Below are 16,659 nucleotides of genomic sequence, written 5' to 3'. Positions count from 1 at the left end.
ACGCGGACGACGTTCCTATATGCGCCCCGTCTGCCCCTTAGTTGCGAACGTTGCGAGCGCCTCTCCCATGCTGACCACCAACCCCTTCGACGACGATAAACTCCGCGAGGAATGCGGTATTTTCGGTGTGACCGGCGCCGACGGCGCGGCTGCGCTGACCGCGCTCGGCCTGCACGCGCTCCAGCATCGCGGGCAGGAAGCGGCGGGCATCACCAGCTTCGACGGCACGCTGTTCCATACCCATCGCGCGATGGGGCATGTCGCGGGCAATTTCGACCGTGACGACGTGATCCGTGGCCTGCCGGGCGAAGTCGCCTGCGGCCATGTCCGCTATTCGACGACCGGCGACACCTCGCTGCGCAACGTCCAGCCGCTTTATGCCGACCTGTCGACCGGCGGCTTCGCCATCGCGCATAACGGCAATATTTCCAATGCGATGAAGCTGCGTCGCGAACTGGTGCGTCGCGGTTCGATCTTCCAGTCGACCAGCGATACCGAGACGATCATCCATCTGGTCGCGACCTCCAACTACCGCACCCTGCTCGACCGGTTCATCGACGCGCTGAAGCAGGTCGAGGGCGGCTATGCGCTGATCGTGATGACGCCCGAGGGCATGATCGCCTGCCGCGATCCGCTGGGCATTCGTCCGCTGGTCATGGGTCGCCTGGACGGCGCGGTGATCTTCGCGTCGGAGACGGTGGCGCTCGACGTGTGCGGCGCGACCTTCGAGCGTGCCGTCGAGCCGGGCGAACTGGTCATCGTGCAGGGCACCGAGATCCGTTCGATCCGCCCCTTCCAGGCGGTCGATCCGCGTCCCTGCATCTTCGAATGGGTTTATTTCAGCCGCCCCGATTCGATCGCGGGCGACCAGTCGGTCTATTCGGTGCGCAAGGAAATCGGTGCGCAGTTGGCGCATGAGTCGCCGGTTGAAGCCGATCTGGTCATCCCGGTCCCCGATTCGGGCGTCCCCGCCGCGATCGGCTATGCGCAGGCCTCGGGCATTCCGTTCGAACTGGGCATCATCCGCTCGCACTATGTCGGCCGCACCTTCATCCAGCCGGGCGACAAGGTCCGCCATCTGGGCGTCAAGTTGAAGCACAATGCCAATCGCGCGCTGATCCAGGGCAAGCGGATCATCCTGGTCGACGATTCGATCGTGCGCGGCACCACCAGCCTCAAGATCGTGCAGATGATGCGCGAGGCGGGCGCGGCCGAGGTGCATATGCGCATCGCGTCGCCGCCCACGCGCCATTCCTGCTTCTACGGCGTCGACACGCCCGAGCGCGCCAAGCTGCTCGCGGCCAAGCTGGACCTGGGCGGCATGACCGACTTCATCCATGCCGACAGCCTGTCCTTCGTGTCGATCGAGGGGCTGTACAAGGCGCTGAACGCGTCGCGCGGCGACAAGCCGAGCTATTGCGACGCCTGCTTCACCGGTGACTATCCGACGACGCTGACCGACCATGACGAGACCGCGTCGGTCGACCAGTTCGCGATGCTGGCTGAGCGGGTCGCCTGATGGCGGGTGCGCTCGACGGCAAGCTGGCGCTGGTCACGGGTGCCAGCCGGGGTATCGGCGCGGCGACCGCCATCGCGCTGGGCGCGGCGGGCGCGCATGTCGTCCTGACCGCGCGCACGCCGAAAGGGTTGGAGGAGGTCGAGGAGACCATCTTCAACGCCGGGGGATCGGCCACCATCGCTCCGCTCGACCTGGCCGAGAACGAGTCGATCGGCCGCCTTGCCGGTGCCATCGGCGAGCGCTGGAAGGCGCTGGACGTGCTGGTCCTGAACGCCGGGATGCTGGGTTCGCTGGCCGCCGTGCCCGCGATCGACGCGAAGGAGTTCGCACGCGTCCTGACCCTGAACGTCAGCGCGCAGGCGGCGATGATCGCGGCCTTCGACCCGATGCTCCGCCGTTCGAGCGGCGCGCGGGTGATCGGCGTCACCTCCTCGGTCGGGCGCAAGCCGCGGGCGTATTGGGGCGCGTACGGCGCGTCCAAGGCGGCATTCGAGACGCTGCTCGGCGCCTATGGTGACGAGACGTCCGAGATCAGCGCGATCCGCACCGCCATCGTCGATCCCGGCGCGACCCGGACCCAGATGCGCGCCAAGGCCTATCCGGGCGAAGACCCCGCCTCGGTGAAGGCGCCGGAAGTGGTGGCCGAACGGATCACCGCGCTGGCCATCGAGGGCTTCGCGCCGGGGCATTTCGAGCGGGTGGGTCTGTAAGGGCTGTTTGGCTGGCGGTGGGGCGTGGCCTTCGACTTCGCTCAGGCTGAGCGGGGTTAGGGAATTGGACCTGCCCCCCAAGCCCGTTCAGGCTGAGCGAAGTCGAAGCCCACGCCCCGCCCTCGCCCAAACCTCTCACCGCAACGTCGCGATGATCCCCGCCATCTCGAACACCGTCCCCTGCGCGTCGAGCGACAGCGCGCGCGCCGCCCCGGCCAGATCCTGCGCCGCCGCATAGGCATCCAGCGCCACCTTCAGCCCCGGCCCCGACCGCCCGCGTGCACGGCTCGCGATAAAGGCTGGCACCCGGTCCAGAAACGCCTCGTACCGCGCCTGCGACGCCTTGCCCGCCAGCGACTTGGCGAGCTTCACCCGCTCGGCATTGCCAGGATCGCCCGTCTCCGCGATCCGCGCAATGGCACTGTCCAGCCCCGCGATGTCGAGCCCGGCAAAGCGCAGCGCCCGGCCCGGTGCACCATCGGCCACCGCGACCAGCGAGGCGATCTCGTCCTCGTCCGCCTCGGGCAGTTGCTGGCGCAACACCCGAGCGACATCGGCGTCGGACAGTCGCTCGAACTGCAGCAACCGGCAACGCGAACGGATCGTCGGCAGCAACCGCCCCGGCGCATGGCTGACCAGCAGGAACACCGTGCCGGCAGGCGGCTCTTCCAGATTTTTCAGCAGCGCATTGGCCCCGCCGCGCTCCAGATCGTCGATCGCGTCGATCAGGACGACCCGCGCCGGGCCCATGGCAGGCGCGGTCGCGAACATCGGCTGGAGCGTGCGGACCTGCGCAATGGTGATCGACCGCGCCAGGTCCTGATCCGGCTTGTCGGCATCCTTTGGTAGCCGCGCCATCACCCGGAAATCGGGATGCGACCCCGCCGCCATCAGCTTGGCGGTCGGATGGTCCTCCGGCACTGACAGGCCGGGCGGCAAGGCCCCCGCCCCGCTCGCCCGCGCCAGCAGTCGCGTGGCCGCCGCGCGCGCGAAGCTGGCCTTGCCCACACCCTCCGGCCCGGCGATCAGCCAGGCATGGTGCAGCTTGGCCCCGCCCAGCGCGGCGGCGAAGGCAGCCTGGCCCGCATCATTGCCGACCGGCAGCATCAGCCTGCGATCAACCGAAGAGCGAGGTCAGCCCGGACCAGGCGCGACCGAAAAAGCCCGCTTCGTCGACATCCTTGTCCGCGACCAGCGGCAGGCGCTGCGCGGGCATGTCGGGCGAGCTGACGACCAGATCGGCGATATGCTGGCCCGCCTTGATCGGCGCCTTGATCGGGCCCTGATAGACGACCTTGGCGCTGATCGCGGGGTCGAGACCTGCGGGCAGCGTCACGGTCAGCTGGCGCGGCGCGACAAGGCCGACGCTGCTCGACGATCCCATCTGGACCTCGGCATCCGCCACCTTCTTGCCCTTGGCCACGACCGGCTTGGCCTGCCATGCGCGGAAGCCCCAGTTCATGAACTTCACCGACTCCTCGGCGCGCGCGTTCGAGCTGTTCAGCCCGGCCATCACCATCACCAGACGGCGACCATTCTGCTCGGCCGAGCCGGTGAAGCCGTAACCCGCCTCTTCGGTATGGCCGGTCTTCAGGCCATCGGCACCGGCGACGCGGCCCAGCAACGGATCACGGTTCGCCTGGGTGATGGCGTTGCCGCCCATCGTCTTGCCCCAGGTGAAATCCCGCTTCGAATAGAATTGCTTATAGAGCTGCGGGAAGTCCTGGATCGTGTGATCGGCCAGATCGCCCAGGTCCCGCGCGGTGACATAGGTCACGCCGCCGTCGGGCCAGCCGTTCGACGTGCCGAAATGGCTGTTGTTCAGGCCGATCTGCTTGGCGGTGCGGTTCATCCGCTCGACGAAATTCTGCTCGGTGCCCGCGATATGCTCGGCCAGCACGACGCACGCGTCGTTGCCCGACAGGGTGACGATGCCATAGAGAAGGTTGGCGACGCTGACCTGTTCGTTCGGCGACAGGAACATGGTCGAACCCGCCTGCGGGCCGTGCCACTTCTTCCACGTCTCCGGCTGCACCGTGACCATGTCGTTCAGCTTCAGCTGGCCCTTCTTGACCAGGTCGAAGGCGACATAGACCGTCATCATCTTCGCCATCGAGGCGGGCGGCATCCGGCGATCGGCATCCCGCTGGAACAGGATCGCGCCCGAGGACAGGTCCTTCATGAAGGCGACCGGCGCGGGCGTGTCGAACTGCGGCGCGGCCGCGATCGAGGGATAGGCCAGCGCGACGAGAGCGAGCGGGGCGGCGAACGTTGCGTACAGGGTCTTCATGGGTGTTCCGTGACCAAAGGGAGCCGGGAGGTCAATCCTGATGCAGGATGCGGGCGTCGTCATAACCCGCCTCTGCCGCCGCGTCACGCAGCGCTTTGGCGGAATCGGCATTCATTCCGGCGCGTTCGACCCGCCAGACGCGCCCTGCGGGGATCGCCCGTGCGGCGAAGCGCAGGGCCAGCGCCTGGGCGCGGGCCTGGCTGGAAAAACTGGCGATCTGCACGCGGTAGCGGGCCTGGGGATCGAGCGCGATCGGGCGGGCGACCGGCGGAACGGCACTCGCCCCCGCCAGGATCAGGCCCGGCCTGTCGCTGCCCGGCGACAGCGCCCGCACCCGGATATGCGCGACGGCACGCCGGTTGGTGCCCAGCAGCTTGGCCGCGCCCAGCGACAGGTCGGCCACCCGGTCGGCACGCCCCGGTCCCCGGTCCCCGACCCGCGCGACGATCGCCCGGCCGGTATCGACGTCCGTCACCTCGACCATCGACTCGAGCGGCAGGGTACGGTGCGCGATCATCACATCGTCCGGATCGAAGCGCTTGCCCGTCGCGGTGCGCCGCCCGGCCAGCTCATGCCCGTACCAGCTCGCCTGGCCGGTGGCGTCATACTTGCCGTAACGCACCGGCGACGCGTCTTCTGCGGGAGCAGCAGCAGCAGGCGCGGCAAAAGCCAACGCCAGCAGGGCGATCGCCTCAGTCCGCGATCGCATCGGCGAGCAACCCGACAGACAGCGCGTAGAAGTTCGAGCAATTGTAATCCAGAATGACCCGGTAATTGCCGGTCAGCAGATAGGCGGTCGCCCCCTGCCCGTCCGGCTCCATCAGCGTCGCCAGCACCTGGTCGTTCGGCCAGGCCGCGCCCTGCGGCACGATGCCCAGCGCGCGCCACTCGGCGATCGTCCGCCAGCCGCTATGTCGCTCGAACACGCGCGGGCAGCGCGGGCTGACCAGCCGGTTGCGCACCATCGAACGGTCGAACCCGGCGGGCACCGTCACCGCAAAGCCCCAGGGCTGGCCCGCGCGCCATCCGGCATTGACGAAATAATTGCCGATCGAGGCCAGCGTATCCGCCTCGCTGTTCCAGATGTCCGCGCGCCCGTCGCCATCGCCGTCGCGGGCCAGGCGCAGATAGATGGAGGGCAGGAATTGCGGATTGCCGGTCGCGCCGGCCCAACTGCCCTTCAGCTGGTCGCGGGTCACGCCCCGGTCCATCATCTTCAGCGCGGCGATGAACTCGCCCTCGAACAGCGGCCGCCGCCGTCCCTCATAGGCCAGGCTCGCCAGCGAGCGCAGCAGATCGAAATTGCCGGTATAGGACCCGTAATTCGTCTCATGCCCCCAGATCGCGACCATGATCGATTCCGGCACGCCCGTCTCGCGCTCGATCCGCGACAGGCGCGGGCGCTGCGCCAGATATTTGGTTCGCCCCCGCCCGATGCGCGCGGCATCGACATGCGCGGCCTTATAGGGAGCAAAGGGGCTGAACCCGCTATTGGCCGGGCCGCCGGGCTGGCGCCGGTCCAGCTCGATCACGCGCGAATTCAGCGTCAGCGTCGGCAGCACCGAGTCCAGCGTCGCCCGGCTGACGCCTTGCGCCGTCGCGGTGCCGCGCACCTGTTGCAGATAGGTCTGGAACCCGGCCTCGTCCTGCGCGCAGGCGGGTGCCGCGCTGACCGAAGCCGCAAAGATCGACACGATGGCGAGGCGCTTCAGGCGCCGGGTAATGTCCCCCCACATGCAAGCCTATGTGCCATAGCCGGGCCGAAGCCGGAACCTCGCACCACCGCAAGGCGGGCACGCCCAGCCGCGCCGCCCGCCCTAAAATCGACAGTGGATTCAGCCCGCAGCTTGGCGTACAGGCCCCTCCCACCGCGATCCCGGAAGAGTGGCCGAGCGGTTTAAGGCACCGGTCTTGAAAACCGGCGATGGTGCAAGCCATCCGTGGGTTCGAATCCCACCTCTTCCGCCAGATCTAATTGTTTTTAATGTATTATTTTCGTTTTAATCGGATGATGCCCACTTTCGCGCCCCTTTTTTGATCAGGTTTTTGGCGAGCACTGACGGTCGTCGATGAACCGGAGCATGTGAGCTAATGCGATGCGTCGCGCCGCATCGCCCCCCCTGTGAAGAATTTTTCGCTACAGGTGACGTCAGATTGGCTCTGAACAACGTGCAGCAGCCGGCGGAATTGCAAGCTGGCCCGCCGACGGGCGCTCCCCGATGCATGGGCCCGCCTCTTCCGTGATTATCCCCACCTGGGCTACGCACCGAGCCGTATACGCCAGCGCCATCACACACTCACGTCATCCCAAGACTGACTGACTGTCTTCAAACTTTGTGTTGGGCCATACGGCGCAACCATGAGTTTTTGCAGTTTGCCACAAAGGCAGCGGCAGATGCATTTTCAGAGGGGGCGGTCAATTCCGCCCCCTTTTCCTCTACGCAGCGCTGCCGCTCAAATGCGCCTGCGCCGCTGCCTTGGCAGCTGCGACCGAGTTGCCCTTGCGTGAGTTTTTAGCGGCTTCCGGCTTGGCGACCTGTGCAGCCTTGGGGCTTTGTCCCGGCTTACGACCCAGGCCAATCCGCTTGGCCATGGCGCGACGGCTCTCCGAATAGCTTTCCGCCACCATGGGGTAGTCGGCCTTCAGATTGTAGCGGGCACGGTATTCCTCCGGCGTGAGGCCGTGCGTGGCCAAGTGACGGCGCAGCGTCTTGTAAGGCTTGCCGTCGATCATCGAAATGATGTGATCCCGTGACGCAAGCGACTTCCGCGCGGTGACCGCCGCCACATATTCAGCCGGCGTCTCGGTCTCGGCAGTCGACGTGGCTCCACCGCCCAGCAGCGCAGACACCGTTTCGTGCATCTTCCGCAAAAATGCGGGCACTTCGTCAGCAGGCGAGCGGGTGTTGGGGTTTGCCAGCCACGCGATGGTCAGGTCCGTCGCCAGTTCCGTGGCATTGGTGTTTGCGGTGTCGTTGGTCATGAAGTCTCCTGATGCGCGCGTCATATCTGACATAGGGGTTACGATAGCGCGAACCAACGAATTCCATGGGCTACCCCGACCTGCCGCCATTAACGGCAGCCTGATAATCAGCCACGCTCCACGGTTTAGCGGAATCGAATTTCCGGACAAAACTCTGGTGGAAGCACGAACCCGCTGCGCGGGAGGGGCGTGCGGGGCGCGGTTGAGGTGACATCGCGGGTGTAGCGCGCCGGTTGAGCGCTGCGGGCGGCAGGCAGAGCATCGGGGTTCCACGAAGGAGCCCTGTCATGACTATCCTTATCCCGGTTGTTGCCGTCAGCCCGCTACGCCAGCGTCTCATCGACGAAATGGATATACGGCGCTTTGGTCCTGAAACGCAGCGCAATTACATCCGCGACGTCGGGCGGTTTGCGACGTTTCTGGGGCGTCCGCCTGACACGGCAACGGCGGAGGATGTGCGGCGCTTCCAGATCGAGCAGTGTGACCTGGCCATGCCGGCGCCGACCATGAACGCCATCGTGTCTGCGCTGCGGTTCTTTTTCATCCAGACGCTCGACCGGCCGGATCTGGCGCGCAAGCTGGTCCGGATGCGGTACGAGCACAAGCTGCCGGTGGTGCTGAGCCAAGATGAGGCGACGCGGCTGCTGGAGGCGACCATGTGCCTGAAGCATCAGGCGGCGCTGTCGGTCGCCTATGGTGCGGGTCTGCGCGCAGCTGAGGTCGCCGCGCTCAAGGTGCGCGACATCGACGGCGAGCGCATGCTGCTGCGGGTCGAGCGAGGCAAGGGCGGGCGGTATCGCAACGCGATGCTCCCGGTCGGGCTGCTGGCGCTGCTGCGGGAATGGTGGCGGGTCGGCCGGCGCGAGGGCGTGCTGCACGTCGACGGCTGGCTGTTCCCAGGCCAGCACTACCTCAAGCCGATCAGCACGCGGCAGATCTACCGGGTAGTGGTCGAAGCGGGACAGGCTGCAGGCATCGGCAAGCGGGTTGGGCCGCACACGCTACGGCACTGTTTCGCCACCCACCTGCTTGAGGACGGGATCGATGTTCGCATCATCCAGGCGCTGCTGGGGCATGCAAAACTGGAGACCACCGCCTATTACACGCAGGTCGCCACCCGGGTGCTGCGCAATGTCACCAGCCCGTTCGACCGGCTTGCCACGGCCGCCAGAGAAGCGAGAACGTCCAGCGGCTGAGCAGCCATGCGCGCCTCCATCGAGGTCGCCGACATCTTCTGCTCTGCCGGTCCTGCGTACCGGACCGCCTATACAGGGCACCTGAGTCTCGACCAGCTCAAGGTCATGTCGGCGATAGAAACCTGCCGCACCGCCAACATGGGCGGGCACGTCGAGGCCTGTACCGACTGCGGGCACTGGCGGGTTGCCTACAACTCCTGCCGTAACCAGCACTGTCCGCGGTGCCAGGGCGCAGCGGCACGCATGTGGCTCGCCGAGCGCGAGACCGACCTGCTTCCGGTCGGTTACTTCCATGTCGTCTTCACGCTGCCGGCCGAGGTTGCCGATGTCGCGTGGCAGAACAAGGCGACGGTCTATGGCCTGCTGTTCACGGGGCCGGGCGCCTCGCCTTCTTCGGCCGCTTCGCGCATCTCGCCGACCGGCGTGCGTTTCTGCGGCATCTGTCGCCGGTCCGGAAGAAGCGCTGGGTGGTTTATGCCAAACCGCCGTTCGCCGGGCCAGAGACGGTGCTCGCCTATCTGTCGCGCTACACCCACCGGGTCGCGATCTCGAACAGCCGCCTCCTGCGCTTCGACGAGACCGGCGTCACCTTCCGCTTTAAGGATTACCGCCGCGGCGGTGCCGACCGCCAGCAGGTCATGACGCTCGCCGCCGACGAGTTCATTCGTCGGTTCCTGCTCCACGTCCTGCCCAAGGGTTTCCATCGCATCCGCCACTATGGCCTGCTCGCCGGTGCCACCCGCAAGGCGCATCTCGAACGTGCCCGCGAACTGCTCGGCGTCGCACCGCCCGCTGCTCCCGATGCGTCTGTCGAACCGGACGACATCAGGCCGCCATGCCCATGCTGCGGCGGGCGCATGGTCGTCGTCGAAACCTTCGAGCGCCGGTGCCAGCCCCGCGCACCACCGGCTCGTGCACCACTATCCGGGATGCAGGCGTCGTGACCCGGCACGGCCCGAGGGCAACATACCCCGCAACGCCGGTGCTTGCGGAGACGATGTCATACGCGCCGACCGCCGCCAGAGGGGCAATCACAACCAGCAGAGCCCAGCTACCCGCACTGGCGAACCCGTCACGCCCGCCTGGAATCGGCCAGTCCGCACTCAGGCTCGCGCCCGCGTCCGCCGTGTCGCTGGCCATCGCAGCCGGACGAAAACCGAAAACCCCATAGCGCACCGCCTGTGGCCCGCGGGTTCGGGCTTCCAAGACTTTCGTACGCCTGCCGGCATCCAAAACTCTTCAGGAAAGCGGCCCGTCCGCTTTTGACCGGCGATTTTAACTAGCATTACAGTTGCGTTCTTGATCGGACATGCGCGCGTCGAGCGGCAGCTTGATGGGCGCGTCGCCAGCATGACCATGCGATGACGTGACGAGGCGCGATGCGCCGCTGTGCCAGCCTGATGACGATACGGCGGATTTCCTGGACGGACCAGCGGATCAGCTCCGTGGTATCGTCCAGGGTCTTTTTGGGGGCGCGGCATTGGCGCGGGTGCGGATGGCCGCCAGCATCGCGAAGGCCAGCATGACGAGCGAGACGTGCCGGTGCCAGCCATGCCAGGAGCGGGTTTCGTTATGGTCGAGGCCGAGTTCGTTCTTCGCCGTCTCGAAGCTGTCTTCGATGGCCCAACGATGCCCTTCCACCCCGACGAGGGTTTCGATGGTCGTGCCGGCCGGGCACCAGGTGGTGAAGAAGGCGAGGTCGTCACCGGCGACGTGGCGGCGGATCAGCAGACCCCTGGTCCATGTCCCGATTGCGCCATCGACGTACTCGTCGGCTTCGAGGTCGGCGAGTTCGAAATAGGCCCAGTCGTGAAAGCGATCGCCCTTGGTGCCCTGACCCGCGGACAGACGCTGCCATGCAGCAGGATCGAGTTCGCCCGCGATCTGCGCGGCGGTGCCCGCGACGACCGGCTTGTCGCCCCATGAGCCGAAGCGATGGTCGCCCTTCACGCCCAGCACATAGCCTTTGCCGGCACGGCGCAAGGTCTGCTCGATGTCGCCGACGCCGTAGACCGCATCCGCCGCGACCCAGTCAAACGGCATGTCGGCAGCGATCGCGCGCTCGATCATTTGCACCGCCAGCGCCGGCTTGGTGGCGAATGCCGTGCCCTCCGGCACATGCGCGGCCGCCAGACGGGCCGGGTCAGCCGTCCAGCTCCTGGGCAGGTAAAGCGCCCGGTCAACGAAAGCATGGCCCCTGGTCGAGACATAAGCGGCGAATACGCCGATCTGGCAGTTGGTCACCTTGCCGGCCGACCCAGTGTACTGGCGCCCCACGCCGCATGACGCCTTGCCCTGTTTCAGGAACCCGGTCTCGTCGATGACCAGCACCGCATCATCGGTGCCAAGATGTTCGACGGCATAGTCGCGCACGATGTCGCGCAGCGCATCCGCATCCCACCGCCCGCGCCCCAGGATCGCCTGCTGCCGCCATGGCCCGGCATCGCCCGCCGCCTCGGCGCGCATCCACCCGGTCTTGCGGCGCTCGTCGCCCAGCAAGCCATCCAGGAAGCTGTTCGCCGATGCTGCCACACGTGTCTGGCTGAACAAGGGCCGCATTCGCGCCTTCACCTCGCGCAACGATGATGTCCAAAGCTCCAGCGTCGCCTCGATCGATGCCCCCGTCACCACGACCTCCCTCGTCATGGTCACCCATTGATTCAGAACATGATCAAGAACGCAACTGTAATGCTAGCCGGATGCGGCGGTGAAGGGGGTTCCGGAAGCGGCAGCATTCCGATCGTGAGCGGATCTCCGACCCCTTCGCCCAGTCCCACGTCCACATCCACGCCCGCCCCGGCCAACACGGCGCCGGTCGCCAATCCCGGCGCCAATCAGAACGTCTTGACCAAAACCGCCGTGACGCTCGATGCCAGCGCCAGCGTCGACGCCAATGGCGACGCGCTGACCTACAAATGGGCGCTGAAATCGCGCCCGTCGGGCAGCGTGGCCGCCCTGTCGTCGGCGATCGACGCGAAGCCCACCTTTACCGCCGATGTCGCCGGCACCTATGTCGCCACGCTGATCGTCAATGACGGCAAGGTGGACAGCGCGCCGGTCGACGTGACGATTATCGCCACGGTGGCCAACGCCGCCCCGGTCGCCAATGCAGGCCCGGACCAGAATGTCAGCAACGGTACTCGCGTCACGCTGGATGGCAGCAAGAGCAGCGATGCCAATGGCGATGCCCTGACCTATCAGTGGACGATGGACTCCCGTCCGTCGGGCAGCACGGCCGCCCTGTCGTCGGCAACGGTCGTCAATCCGACGTTCACGCCGGACGTCGCGGGCAGCTATACCCTGTCGCTCGTCGTCAGTGACGGTACGCTGAAGAGTGTCGCCGACAGCGTGACGATCACGGCGAGCCGGGCGAACTCCGCACCCGTCGCCAATGCGGGCAAGGACCAGAACGTTCTCACGCGATCGGTCGTCACCCTGGACGGACGCGGCAGCAGCGACGCCAATGGCGATACGCTCAAATATGACTGGAATCTGACCTCGAAACCTGCGGGAAGCAGCGCTTCGCTGTCGTCGAACACCCAGGCGACGACGAACTTCACCGCCGATGTCGCGGGTACCTATGTCGCCACGCTGGTGGTCAATGACGGCACGGTGGACAGCGCGCCTGTCACGGTGGCGATCACGGCCGTGGCGCCGACGCTGAACCTGTACCAGATCAGCAGCAGCTTTTTCGGGGAGCAGCAGCAGCTCGTGAAGCTTCCCTATACCACCTCCGCATCGTCGCAGATTTCGCAGATCTGCTCGGGTTCCGGCTGTTCGACGACGGTCACGCTCGACAAGTTCAAGCTCAGCGCGAATGGCGGCAGCTTTACCATCCAGGATCTCACCGCGGTCAATCTGACGACCGGGTCGAGCGTTGCCGCATCGTTCAAGGGCCTGAACAACGGCACGGTCATCGCGAACGGGCAGAGCGTCAGCTTCAGCCTGGAATCCGGCTTCACGCGTAACCAGAGCGTCAACCTCCGCTATGGTTTCACGATCAAGGAGACGGGTGATAAATTCTCCTACACTGTAGAACTCAGGACGAACTGAGGTCTGAATGGCGTGGGGTAAAGGCGGATGAACGGCCTTTACCCCTTGCCTTTGCCCGTAAAGCGACCCACCCGCGCATGGCATGAGGATGGGACAGGAACGGGGGCAGGGCGGCATCCTGCTGGTACTGACGCTGGTCGCGCTGGTGGTGCGGGCGCGGACGTTCGGGAATCCGGTGATCGGGTTCGACGAGCAATTCTATCTGNCGGGGGCAGGGCGGCATCCTGCTGGTACTGACGCTGGTCGCGCTGGTGGTGCGGGCGCGGACGTTCGGGAATCCGGTGATCGGGTTCGACGAGCAATTCTATCTGCTGGTCGGCGACCGGATGCTGCACGGCGCCTGGCCCTATGTCGACATCTTCGATCGCAAGCCGATCGGGTTGTTCCTGCTCTATGCGGGCGCGCGTTTGCTGGGGGGAGACGGGTTCCTCGCCTATAAGCTGGTTGCGACCGGCTTCGTCATCGCGACCGCCTTCGGCATTCAGCGGGTAGCGCGTGCGTTCGCCGGGCCGGGCGCGGGCCTCGTGGCGGCGATCCTCTATATCCTCTGGCTGAACCTGATGGAGGGAGAAGGGGGCCAGTCCCCGGTCTTCTACAATGCGCTGATGCTGGTCGCCGGCACTGCCGTCTTGCGCGTCGTCGAGCGGCGGGGGCGGCTGTTCCCCTGCGGCGCGGTCGCGATGGCGGCGGTCGGGGTCGCGCTCCAGATCAAATATTCGGTGCTGCCCGAAGGGTTTGCCTTTGGCTGCGTGCTGTTGTGGCAAGGCTGGCGCGCGCGGGTGCCGGTGGAGCGACTGGCGGGCATGGCGCTGGCCTGGGTCGCGCTGGCGGTGTTGCCGACCTTGATGGTTTACGCGACCTATGCCGCGGTGGGGCACGGTCAAGCCTGGCTCTTCGCCAATTTCCTTTCGGTCGGCGGGCAGGCAGCACGGCCGTTCGCCGATGAGCTGGAAGGCCTGGCGACCTGTCTCGGCATCCTGTCGCCGCTGTTGCTGGTGATCGGGTTCGGGCGGCCTTGGCGTTATGTCCCAGCCGAACGGCGCGACGGCTTCCGCTTCCTGCTACTCTGGCTGGCGGTCGCGGGGGCGGCGGTGCTGTTCTATGGGCGGTTCGGCAGCCCGCATTATGCGTTGCCCATCGTGCTCCCCGGCGTGCTGGTCGCCGCGCCTGCGCTGGCCCGCTGGCGGCGGGGCGGGATTGCGGCGTTCGTGCTGGCGATCTTCGCGGCGGGGCAGATCGTGCTGGCCTTGAGCGAGCGAACCAAGGGCGGTGCGGCCGAGGCGCGCGCGGTGGCGCGGGCGGCGAGACCGGCGCAGGGTTGCCTTTATGTCTATGACGGCTACCCGGCGCTGTACCTGCTGACGCAGAGCTGCCTGCCGTCGAAATGGGTCTTTCCCGGCCATCTCAATACGCAGGACGAGGCGAGCGCGGAGGCRATCGGYGTCGATCCGGTYRCSGAGATYCGCCGCATCYTGGCSRCSCGGCCMGGRGCSATCGTCGACGATTATCCGCGCTTCGCCTTCGGCAACCGSGCGACGCGGGGCGTGCTGCGCGAGGCACTGGCCCGCGACTATCACCTCGCCGCCTGTGTGCCCACGGGGCCGAGCCGGGTCCGGCTGGTCTATCGGCCGGGGCAGGGGCCGGGGCCGGTTCCGGCTGGGTGCCCGAGCGCCGAGGCGCTGGCCGTGATCCCATAAAAAATCCCCGCCGGCATCGCCGACGGGGACARGCATRTCATCGGGTCTCGGATCAGAAGTTGGTCGTGATCGAGAACTGGATGTAGCGGCCGTAGATGTCGTAGAAATTGACCGGCGAATTCTGCCAGCCGTTGATCGAATAGGTGTTGTTGCCACCCCGCGCCGGAATGATCGGCGGATCCTTGTCGAGCAGGTTGTTGATCGTCACGCCCAGCGTCATCCGCTTGGCGATGTTCACATTCGCCGCCAGGTCGAAATAGCTGTAGTTGGGGATGCGYGCGAAGGTRTTCTGCGTCGTGCGGCGCAGCGTGCCGCTCTGCGTKGCCGAGATGTAGCGCCAGTTCAGCGAGAGCTGGAACAGCCCTTCCGCACCCGTGAAGGTGCCGCGCAGATTGTGCCGCCACTTCGGAACGGGATTGCCCACGCCGTCGCCGAAATAGCCGACGCGACCCGACTGGTTGCTGAGCGAGGCCGCGCTGGTSACCAGACCGCCGTTGAAGTCGGTGGCGAAGGTKCCGCTGCCCACCGGCAGGTCGTAATGCGCCTGGAAGTCATAGCCGGTCGTGCCGATCTGGTTGGGCACGTTCAGCACCAGCGAGCTGAGATAGCCCGAGCTGGGGTTGTTGATGTTGCCGTACAGCGTGCCGTTGCCGTTGCGGACGAACTGCTGGCACGAGATGCGGTTCAACGCGCTCGGATCGGTCGCATAGTTGATGCAGTTGTTGACGATCGTGTCCTGRTCSAGGCTCGAGATCTGGTTGTTGTAGCGGATCTCGTAATGATCCACCGAGAAGCTGAAGCGCGGCAGGAAGCTGGGCGTCAGCACCAGGCCATAGGTCAGGGTGTTGGCGGTCTGCGGCCCCAGGGCCGGATCGACCGCGCCGTTGCGATAGATACAGCCCGCCTCGGGGCAGCGGATCGTCGTGCTGCCATAGCTGGCCGGGTTGAAGCCGGGCTGRAGCTGGCACGAGGCGAGGCTGGCGAGCGGCGCGCCACCGGCTGCGGTCGAGGCGCCGCAGATGTCGACGAAGTTCAGGCTACGCGCGAAATTGATGTTCTGCGTCGCCTCGAAGACATTGGGTGCGCGCGAGGCGAAGTTGCGCGCCACGCGGAAGCGGATGTCGCGGATCGGCGCCCAGGTGCCCTCCAGCTTCCAGGTGCTGAAGAAGGTGCGCGACGAGGTGTCGTAGTTGGACGCGCGATAGCCACCGCTGAAGCCCAGCAGRTGCGTCCAGGACTGGTCCTGGATCAGCGGCAGCTGRAGCTCGGCGGCCAGTTCCTTGGCGGTCTGCGTGCCCCGYGCGAAGGAGGACGGGTTCGGCGTGCCCTGGATGATGGTGTTATAGTCGGCGCTGGTRAAGTTGTTCGCGATGTCGCGACGCARCTCGGCCCCCAGGCTGATCTGCGCGCCATCGGTCGCCAGCGGCGAGCGGATGCCGTAATGGCCCAGGTCGCCGCTGATATTGGCCTGCACGTCGAAGAAATAGCCGACATTGCGRCGCGGCCCGTTCGGCGCATAGGCGAAGATRTAGTTATAGGCRGCCGGATCGGCGGAATCRCCGCGGAAGATATCGAGCGGCACGCAGTTCGGGTCGGTGCCGTTGATCTTSGCSACGCAGGTCGGCACGCCGTTGACGTTCACGACGTTCAGCGCGCGGGCGATATTCTGGCCCGACGGTGCCCAGTTGCGGTTGATCGCGCTCTTGGTCAGATTGTTGGCCCAGACGCCCCCGACATCATAATGCCAGGCCGAGGCGAAATCGCCGCGTATGCCCAGGGTGGCGCGATGATAGACCTGCTCATAGTCGATCGCGCGCGTCGGATATTGCTGGAACCGATAGCCGAAGTCGATCGGCACGGTCCCGGCTGTGCCCGCCAGCGCGCCGCACAGCACCTGCGCCTGCTGCGCCGACATCAGCGGGTTGTTGCAGTTCAGCTGATAGCCGCCCGCGCCATTGACCTGTTCGCCGATCGTAGCGGGCAGGTACGTCCCCTGGCTGGTGTTGCGGGTGAACATGTAGCTGCCGTAGAATTCGGCCCAGTCGGCCGCCTTGAACGACAGGAAGCCGCCCGCATTGTACCGCTCATTGGCGCGCAGCATCTGATAGCTGTCGTCCATGCGGTTCTGGCGGTCGGTGGTCGCATCCTGGGTGTTGCGATAGGGGCGGAAGACGCGACGAGGTCAATCTGGTCCTCGCCGCCGGGCAATTG

General features: G+C 66.3%; 12 protein-coding genes, 1 tRNA gene and 1 pseudogene. 7 read left to right on the top strand and 7 right to left on the bottom strand.

Going from position 1 to position 16,659, the window contains the following annotated elements; all coding sequences use genetic code 11:
• Positions 1-67: 67 nt before the first annotated feature.
• Positions 68-1,519 (top strand): amidophosphoribosyltransferase, encoded by a 1,452-nt coding sequence (purF, locus tag ASF14_RS05985; protein WP_172839649.1) that lies wholly within the window; start codon positions 68-70, stop codon positions 1,517-1,519.
• Positions 1,519-2,229: an SDR family NAD(P)-dependent oxidoreductase gene (locus tag ASF14_RS05980; protein ID WP_056432876.1), complete on the top strand. Its 711-nt coding sequence runs from the start codon at positions 1,519-1,521 to the stop codon at positions 2,227-2,229. Before purF ends, ASF14_RS05980 begins: the two co-directional genes overlap by 1 nt.
• Positions 2,230-2,364: 135 nt before the next feature.
• Here the strand turns inward: ASF14_RS05980 and ASF14_RS05975 are convergent, their stop codons facing one another.
• The 4 genes from ASF14_RS05975 to ASF14_RS05960 are packed head-to-tail and all read right to left on the bottom strand — an operon-like array spanning position 2,365 to position 6,255.
• Entirely contained in the window at positions 2,365-3,336 is a 972-nt protein-coding gene (locus ASF14_RS05975) for an AAA family ATPase (RefSeq protein WP_056432873.1), read from the bottom strand.
• 10 nt (positions 3,337-3,346) lie between these two features.
• Positions 3,347-4,519, bottom strand: coding sequence for a D-alanyl-D-alanine carboxypeptidase family protein (locus ASF14_RS05970; protein WP_056432870.1), 1,173 nt, complete (start codon positions 4,517-4,519; stop codon positions 3,347-3,349).
• Between the two features lie 31 nt (positions 4,520-4,550).
• Complete coding sequence (locus tag ASF14_RS21310; protein WP_056432867.1) at positions 4,551-5,228, bottom strand: septal ring lytic transglycosylase RlpA family protein; 678 nt, start codon at positions 5,226-5,228, stop codon at positions 4,551-4,553.
• Positions 5,212-6,255 (bottom strand): lytic murein transglycosylase, encoded by a 1,044-nt coding sequence (locus ASF14_RS05960; RefSeq protein ID WP_056432865.1) that lies wholly within the window; start codon positions 6,253-6,255, stop codon positions 5,212-5,214. Before ASF14_RS05960 ends, ASF14_RS21310 begins: the two co-directional genes overlap by 17 nt.
• A gap of 142 nt (positions 6,256-6,397) precedes the next feature.
• Here ASF14_RS05960 and ASF14_RS05955 point away from each other — a divergent pair.
• Positions 6,398-6,487, top strand: a tRNA-Ser gene (locus ASF14_RS05955).
• Positions 6,488-6,956: 469 nt separating this feature from the next.
• Here ASF14_RS05955 and ASF14_RS05950 read toward each other — a convergent pair.
• Positions 6,957-7,502, bottom strand: a complete 546-nt coding sequence (locus tag ASF14_RS05950) for a MucR family transcriptional regulator (RefSeq protein ID WP_056432862.1) — start codon at positions 7,500-7,502, stop codon at positions 6,957-6,959.
• A 287-nt stretch (positions 7,503-7,789) separates the two neighbouring features.
• Between ASF14_RS05950 and ASF14_RS05945 the strand changes: the two genes are divergently transcribed.
• Together ASF14_RS05945 and ASF14_RS05940 are read left to right on the top strand one after the other, a co-directional pair.
• On the top strand, positions 7,790-8,698 hold the full coding sequence (locus ASF14_RS05945) for a tyrosine-type recombinase/integrase (RefSeq protein WP_056432859.1): 909 nt from the start codon (positions 7,790-7,792) through the stop codon (positions 8,696-8,698).
• Between the two features lie 6 nt (positions 8,699-8,704).
• Positions 8,705-9,642, top strand: a pseudogene (locus ASF14_RS05940) (IS91 family transposase).
• Between the two features lie 493 nt (positions 9,643-10,135).
• Here the strand turns inward: ASF14_RS05940 and ASF14_RS05935 are convergent.
• The gene (locus ASF14_RS05935; RefSeq protein WP_082442107.1) at positions 10,136-11,344 is read right to left on the bottom strand and encodes an IS701 family transposase; all 1,209 of its coding nucleotides are present in this window, start codon (positions 11,342-11,344) and stop codon (positions 10,136-10,138) included.
• A 21-nt stretch (positions 11,345-11,365) separates the two neighbouring features.
• On the opposite strand from ASF14_RS05935, the gene ASF14_RS05930 reads away from it, so the two are divergent.
• A complete protein-coding gene (locus ASF14_RS05930; protein ID WP_330218775.1) occupies positions 11,366-12,751 on the top strand; it encodes a PKD domain-containing protein in 1,386 nt (461 codons plus the stop codon).
• Between the two features lie 206 nt (positions 12,752-12,957).
• Positions 12,958-14,448 (top strand): hypothetical protein (locus ASF14_RS05925; protein WP_236696949.1); only part of this gene is annotated, 1,491 nt, incomplete at its 5' end.
• 52 nt (positions 14,449-14,500) lie between these two features.
• Here the strand turns inward: ASF14_RS05925 and ASF14_RS05920 are convergent.
• The gene (locus ASF14_RS05920; RefSeq protein WP_056432850.1) at positions 14,501-16,567 is read right to left on the bottom strand and encodes a TonB-dependent receptor domain-containing protein; all 2,067 of its coding nucleotides are present in this window, start codon (positions 16,565-16,567) and stop codon (positions 14,501-14,503) included.
• Positions 16,568-16,659 lie beyond the last annotated feature (92 nt).

This window comes from Sphingomonas sp. Leaf257, from assembly GCF_001422185.1.
In the GTDB taxonomy this organism is placed as follows: Bacteria; Pseudomonadota; Alphaproteobacteria; order Sphingomonadales; family Sphingomonadaceae; genus Sphingomonas; species Sphingomonas yabuuchiae.
The sequence above is the reverse complement of the archived record's forward strand: the minus strand, read 5'-3'. Positions and strand labels throughout refer to the sequence as shown.